This is a genomic window from Streptomyces sp. NPDC059398 (genome assembly GCF_042751845.1).
In the GTDB taxonomy this organism is placed as follows: Bacteria; Actinomycetota; Actinomycetes; order Streptomycetales; family Streptomycetaceae; genus Streptomyces.
Genome location: NZ_JBHYWP010000169.1, coordinates 1 through 7,986 on the forward strand (window position 1 = coordinate 1; position 7,986 = coordinate 7,986).

At 70.1% G+C, this 7,986-nt stretch carries 2 protein-coding genes; both read left to right on the forward strand.

The annotated features are described in order from the left end of the window. On the forward strand, nucleotides 1–2,958 hold a 2,958-nt coding region (locus ACFXBC_RS34270; protein WP_385033745.1), incomplete at its 5' end, for an amino acid adenylation domain-containing protein. Further along, nucleotides 2,955–7,986: amino acid adenylation domain-containing protein (locus ACFXBC_RS34275; protein ID WP_385033748.1), on the forward strand; the 5,032-nt coding region annotated here is incomplete at its 3' end. The genes ACFXBC_RS34270 and ACFXBC_RS34275, both read left to right, overlap by 4 nt.

Genomic DNA, 7,986 nt, shown 5'->3' on the forward strand with positions numbered 1-7,986 from the left:
CAACCCACCACCCCCCACACCACCAACCCCACCCACACACCCCACCCCCACCACCCCGCCTACCTCATCCACACCTCCGGCTCCACCGGACAACCGAAGGGAGTCACCGTCACCCATGCCGCACTGACGAACCACATGGCATGGATGGCCGACCACCTCACCCTCACCCCCGACGACCGGGTACTCGCCCGCACCTCACCCAGCTTCGATGCCTCCGTATGGGAGACCTGGCTCCCCCTCCTGCACGGCGCGTCGGTCTGTGTCGTCCCGCCGGAGCTGAACCGTGATCCGGCGCTGCTGCTCCGTCGTATGCGAGAACTCCAGGTCACAGTGGCGCAGTTCGTACCGTCGCATCTGTCGCTCGTCCTGAACGAAGCGGCCGGTTCACCGCCGTACAGCCTCCGTGCGGTGATGTCGGGCGGTGAGCCGCTCCCCGTGGCCCTCGCGGCGCAGGTAGCGGATGCCTGGTCCGTGGAGGTGCACAACCTCTACGGGCCGACCGAGGCGACCATCGACGCGACCGCCCACCCGGCCATTCCGCTGCCCGGCAAGGCCGCCGCGGATGTCGTACCGGTCGGCGCACCCATCTGGAACGTACGCGCCTACGTGCTCGACCCCGGGCTGCGGATGGTGCCGCCCGGGGTGACCGGTGAGCTGTACGTGGCGGGCCACGGGCTCGCCCGCGGCTACCTGCGGCGGCCGGGACTGACGGCAGCCCGCTTCGTCGCCGACCCCTTCTCCACCAGCGGCGACCGCATGTACCGCACAGGCGACCTCGTGCGCCGGAACCACGACGGACAGCTGGAGTATCTGTCACGCGCCGATGACCAGGTGAAGCTCCGGGGTTTCCGTATCGAACTCGGCGAGATCGAGGCCGCGCTCACCGACCTTCCGGGTATCAGCGCGGCCTGCGCCGTGGTCCGCGAGGACCAGCCGGGGGAACGGCGGCTGGTCGCCTACACCGTGGCGGCGAACGACCGGCCGGAGCCGCCGGCAGCCGAACTGCGGGCGGCGCTCACCGCCGTACTGCCCGAGTACATGATCCCGTCGGCCTTCGTCGCATTGGACACGCTGCCCCTGCTGCCGAACGGCAAGATCGACCGGCGGACGCTGCCGGTGCCCGACCTGTCCGTCGTGCGGACAGCGGGGCGTGCTCCGGGAACCGAGCGGGAGCGAGTCCTCTGCCGGGTGTTCGGTGAGACCCTGGGTGCCACGGACACCGGCATCGACGTCCACACCGACGACGACTTCTTCGCCCTCGGCGGGGACAGCATTCTCTCCATCCAGGTCGTCAGCAGGGCGCGTAAGGCGGGCCTGGTCATCACACCGCGGCAGGTCTTCGAGCACCGCACCCCCGAGCTGATCGCCTCGGTGGCCGTGCCGCTCGGTGACGCACCGGAGACCGCGGCGGATCCGGGCGTGGGCGAGGTGCCGCTGACCCCGATCGCGGCCTGGTTCCTCGATCGGCCCGGCCCTTCGGACGGCTACAACCAGTCCAGCGTGCTGCGGTCCCCCGCCGGGGCGGGCGAGGAGCAACTCGTCGCGGCGCTCCAGCTGCTGGTCGACCATCACGCCACGCTGCGCCTGAGGGTGGTACCCGGGACGGCCCAAGGGCAGCCCGGCCTCGAAGTCCTTCCGCAGGGCGCGGTGTCCGCCCGTGACCGGCTGGTCCGCGTCGGCATCGAAGGACTGGACGAAGAGACCACCACGGGGGTGATCGCGGAGGCAGCGGAGGCCGCCCGCAGGCGGCTGCGGCCGGCTGCCGGTGCGGTGCTGGCGGCGGTCTGGTTCGACGCGGGGCCCGCCCGGCCCGGCCGGCTCCTGCTCGTCGTCCATCACCTGGCGGTGGACGCGGTGTCCTGGCGGACCCTCACGGCCGACCTGGTGACCGCCTGGCAGGCGGTTACCGCGGACCGCCCCGGCGGGCCCCCGGGAGACCCGGGATCGCCTGGCCAGGAGCTGCCGCCGGTTCCCACCTCGTACCGGCGCTGGGCCGAGCTGTTGGTGGCGGAGGCACAAAGTCCCACGCGGGCCGCCGAGTTGCTGCTCTGGCGGGACATCCTGCAGACCCCGGATCCGCAGCTGGGGCGTCGCCCCCTCGACCCGGAGCGGGACACCGCCGCCCGCACCCGGACCCTGACGGTCAGCCTCTCCGCCGAGTGGACACAGCCCCTGCTCACCACGGCGCCGACCGTCTTCCACGCGGGGGTCAACGACGTACTGCTCACGGGCCTCTCCGCGGCGGTCGCCGGATGGCGGGCCGACCGCGGGACGCCGGGAAGTCCGGCCGTACTGCTCGACATCGAGGGCCACGGCCGGGAGCAGATCGGTGAGCACACCGATCTGTCCCGTACGGTCGGGTGGTTCACCAGCATGTACCCGGTCAGGGTCGATCCGGGGCCGGTCGGCCGGCCCGGGGAGCGGACGTACGACGGCGCGTTCGTCGACGGTGCGCTCAAACGCGTCAAGGAACAGCTGCGGGCCATCCCCGACCACGGCATCGGCTACGGCCTGCTGCGCCATCTGAACCCGGTCACCCGTGGACAGCTGCTGAACGCGGTCACCCCCCAGATCGGCTTCAACTACCTTGGCAGGTACGCCGGTTCGCCGGACGGCGGCGCCACGGCGGGCGAAGACTGGCAGCCGCTGCTCGACGGCGGCGGCCCGGACGCGCAGGACCCCGGCACGCCCGTCCACCACGTGATCGACATCAACGCCTTCACGCAGGACCTCCCCGACGGGCCCCGACTGGTCGTCAACTGGACCTGGCCGACCGACCTCATCGACGAGGACGACGTGGCACGGCTCGCCGACGAGTGGCTGCGGGCGCTGCGCGCCATCGCGGAACACGCCCAGGCGCCCGATGCCGGTGGATACACGCCTTCCGACCTTCCCCTGGTCTCACTGAACCAGGCCCAGATCGATCTACTGCAGAACACGTGGGGTGGACGCAAGTGACCGGATTCCAGCTTCAGGACGTCCTCCCGCTGACGCCGTTGCAGCAGGGCATGCTGTTTCATGCCCTGTACGACTCGACGGCGGTGGACGTCTACACCGCGCAGTTCGTCTTCGACATCGAAGGACCGGTGAACGCGGCCCTCCTGCGCGCCGCCGTACAGGGGCTGCTGCGCAGGCACGCCAACCTCCGCGTCGGCTTCCTCCACGAAGGGCTGGACGAGCCGGTCCAGGCTGTCGCCGCCGATGTCGCGCCCGACTTCGATGAACTGGATTTCAGCGCCGGGGACGAGGGCCAACCCGCCGAACGGCTCGCGGAGTTCCTGGCGGCCGACCGCACCCGGCGTTTCGACCTGTCGCAGCCGCCGCTGCTGCGGTTCACCCTGATCCGGATGGGGCACGAGCAGCACCGGCTGGTGATGACCAACCATCACATCCTGCTCGACGGCTGGTCGATGCCCCTGCTCGTACGGGAACTCTTCGAGCTGTACGCGCGCGGTGGAGACGACAGCGCCATGCCGCGCGTCGCCCCCTACCGGAACTATCTGGCCTGGCTGGCGTCCCAGGACCGTACGGCCGCCGCCGGCTCCTGGCGAAACGCCCTGGCGGGGGTGACGGAACCGACGCTGCTGTCCGGGGCCGGAGCGGCGCCGGCCGCCACGGGCGAGCTGCCCGGGCAGGTGGTGATGGATCTCGGGGCGGCCACCACCGCCCGTCTGCGGGAGACCGCCCGCCGGCACCGGCTCACCCTGAACACTCTGGTGCAGGGCGCCTGGGGAGTCCTGCTGCACCATCTGACGGGGCAGGACGATGTGCTCTTCGGGACCACGGTCTCCGGGCGCCCGCCGGAGATCGGCGGCGTCGAATCGATGGTCGGCCTCTTCATCAACACCATCCCGGTCCGGATCGGGGTGCGGCGTGACGACACCCTGGCCGCGCTCCTGAACCGCGCGCAGCAGGAACAGACGCGGCTGCTGGGCTGCCAGCACATCGGGCTGACCGAGATCGGCGCCCTCACCGGGCTGGACGAGCTCTTCGACACCCTGGCCGTCTTCGAGAACTACCCGATGGACGCGGCAGCGCTGCGCCGGGCCCAGGAAGGTCTGCCGGGCCTGCGGATCACCGGTTTCCACGGGACCGACGCGGCTCACTATCCGCTGACGCTCACCGTCGCGCCCGGTGAGGATCTGCGGATCACCTTCGGATACCGGACGACCGTGTTCGGACGGCCCGCCGTGGAAGTGATGGCGGAGCGGCTGCGGCTGCTCCTCGAAGCGTTCTCGACGGATCTGGAGCTTCGCGTCGGCGAGCTTCCGGTACTGCTCGAAGGAGAGCGGGAGCGGCTGCTCGGCCAGGGCCGGGGTGGGGACCTTCCGGTGGGTGTCTCGGGGGCGTCGCTGCCCGAGCTGTTCGCGGAGCGCGTGAAAGCGGCACCGGACGCGGTGGCCGTGTCCAGCAGCAACGGGACCCTGACCTACGGCGAACTCGACCACACCTCAGCCGAACTGGCAGCCTGCCTGGCGGGCCACGGCGTGCGCGCAGAAGACGGGGTCGGGGTCCTCCTCACCCGCGCCCCCAGCATCGTCACCGCATCCCTCGCCGCCGTCAGGGCCTCAGCCATGTACGTCCCACTCGACCACCAGTGGCCCACCGAACGCCTCCACCAGACCGCACACACCGCCAGGTTGCGCGCCCTCATCGTGGACCACGAAACCGCCACCCACCCCTGGGTGCAACACATGCGAACCACTGTCGCGGTTCTCGTGGTTGACGCCCTGGGACACGTGACTGACGGGGCGCCCGCCACCCCCGCACCCCTGCCGACCGTGATCGGCGGCGCACAACTGGCCTACATGATGTTCACCTCCGGATCCACCGGCACCCCCAAGGGCGTCGGCATCACCCACCGCGACATCACAGCCCTCACCGCAGACACCACCTGGGCAAACACACCCCACACCATCCTCATGCACTCCGCCTACGTCTTCGACGCCTCCACCTTCGAAATCTGGACCCCACTCCTCACCGGCGGACGCATCGCCATCGCCCCACCCGGCCCACTCGAACCCCACACCCTCCACCACCTCATCACCACCCAGAACGTCACCGCGCTCTTCCTCACCACCGCACTCTTCAACACCCTCGCCGACACCACCCCCCAACTCCTCGGCACACTCCGCCTCGTGGCAACCGGCGGCGAAACAGCAACCCCCGGACTACTCCAACAACTCGCCACCACCCACCCCCAAACAACGTTCCACCACGTCTACGGACCCACCGAAACCACCACCTTCGCCACACGGTGCGCGGTGTCTGCGGACGGCTTCGGTGCGGAGGTGCCGCCCATTGGGTGCGCGATGGACGGGATGCGGGCGTACGTACTCGACACCGGCCTCCGCCCTGTGCCGCCCCACGTGACGGGTGAGCTCTACCTGGCCGGGCCCGGAGTGGCCCGTGGGTACGTCGGGCAACCTGCGCTGACCGCCACCCGGTTCGTCGTGGATCCCTTCAGCGTGACCGGCGACCGCATGTACCGGACGGGCGACCTCGTCCGCTGGAACCACAACGACGAACTGGAGTACGTCAGCCGCGCCGACACCCAGATCAAACTCCGCGGCTACCGCATCGAACCCACCGAAATCGAAACCGCACTACGATCCCACCCCTCCGTTGCGACCGCCCTAGTCACCCTGCGCGAAGACGCTCCTGGGGACCGGCGGCTCGTCGCCTACGTCACCCCGACCACCACCGGCGCGAAGGCCGACTCCGCGGAACTGTCCGCGCTGCTCGGCCGGACACTGCCGCCCTACATGGTCCCCTCCGCCTTCATCACCCTCGACACACTCCCCCTCACCCTCAACGGCAAAATCGACCACACCGCACTACCCGCACCCGAAACCGCTGCCACACCCCACGGACGAGAACCGGCCACCGCACGCGAAGAAATCCTCTGCGGCCTCTTCGCGGACATCCTCAACCGCGACCACATCACCATCGACGACAACTTCTTCACACTCGGCGGCCACTCACTCCTCGCCACCCGCCTCACCAGCCGCATCCGCACCACCCTGAATGCCGAAATCGAGATCCGCACCCTCTTCGAACACCCCACCGTCGCCACACTCACCCACGCACTCGACACCGCCCACCACGCCCGACCCACCCTCACACCCCACAAACGCCCCGACCACCTCCCCCTCTCCCACGCCCAACAACGCCTCTGGTTCCTCAACCGCTACGAAGGCCCCAGCCCCACCTACAACATCCCCCTCGTCCTCCGCCTCGACGGCCCACTCGACACCCACGCCCTGCGAGCGGCCCTCGCCGACCTCGTAGAACGCCACGAAACACTCCGCACCGTGTATCCGGAGACCGACGGGGTGGCACGGCAGCTGATCCTCGACACCTCGGCGATCGACGTCGCCCCCGGGGTGCAGGAGGTCGATCCCGCCGAGCTGGACACCGTGCTCGGCGCCGCCGTCTCGCACTGCTTCGACGTGTCCACGGAGGTGCCCATCCGTACGAGCCTGTTGCGGTTGGGCGCCGAGGCCCACGTGCTGGTCCTGGTCGTGCACCACATCGCGGCGGACGGCTGGTCCCTCACCCCTCTCGCCGACGACCTCGGCCACGCCTACCGGGCCCGTACGCGCTCCACCTCACCGGACTGGACACCGCTCCCCGTCCAGTACGCCGACTACACCCTCTGGCAACACCACACCCTCGGCGAGGGAGGTGACCCGGACAGCCTCGCTGCCCGCCAACTCGCCTACTGGAGAAAGCAGTTGGACAAGCTCCCCGAGCTGCTCCAGCTCCCCACCGACCACCCACGCCCCGCGCTCACCCACCACCAGGGCAACTCCCTCACCTTCCACATCAGCCCTCATACCCACCACCAGCTCACCCTCCTCACCAAGACCACCAACACCAGCACGTTCATGACCCTCCAAGCTGCCCTCGCCACCCTGCTCTCCCACCATGGAGCCGGGGACGACATCCCGCTGGGCACCGCGGTAGCCGGCCGTACCGACGAAGCTCTCGACCACCTCATCGGGTTCTTCATCAACACCCTCGTGCTGCGCACGGACCTCTCGGGCGACCCCACCTTCCGCGAACTCCTCCACCGCACCCGCACCACCAACCTCACCGCCTACACCCACCAGGACCTCCCCTTCGAACGACTCGTGGACGCGCTCTGCCCCAGCAGGGCGCAGAACCGGCATCCCCTGTTCCAGACGATGCTGGTCCTCCAGAACCAGGGCACCGCCGCACTCGAACTCCCCGGCATCACCACAACCGCCCTGCCCGTCCACACCGGCATCAGCAAGTTCGACCTGACCTTCACCTTCGTCGAGAAGCACGACGAGAACGGCCGGGCGGACGGGATCGAAGGGAGCCTGGAGTACTCCACAGAGCTGTTCGAACCTGCAACGGCAAGGGCGCTTGCCGACCGCTTCTGCATGGTTCTGGGGTCCGTGGTGGCCGACCCCGATCAGCGCGTCCGGGATGTCGACTTCATCGGTGCTGAAGAGGCGTCGCAGCTCGTCGCTGCCGCCGAGGGTCCGACCAGGCAGGTGGAGCGGCTGACGGTGCCGGAGGCGTTCCAGGCGCAGGCGGCCCGCACACCGGACGCCGTGGCGGCCCGTGACGGCCGGCGGGTGCTGACCTACGCCCAGCTCGACGCGGAGGCCAACGACCTCTGCCACCATCTGGTCGACCGCGGGGTGGGGCCCGAGGACCTGGTCGCTCTCGCGCTTCCGGGCACGGTCCGGACCGTCGTCTCCATGCTGGCGGTGCTCAAGGCGGGGGCCGCCTATCTGCCGGTCGACCCGGAGTACCCGGCCTCCCGTATCACGTACATGCTGGAGGACGCCCGGCCCGCGCTGCTCATCCTGACCGACGAGACGCGCGGGCAGTTGCCGCCCACCACGTTGCCCGCCGTGTCGCTGGACGACAAGGCCGCCTGGGCCTCCGGCCGTCCCGCGGGGCCCGGCGCCCCCGGGGTCCCGGGGCACCCCGCGGACGGAATCTACA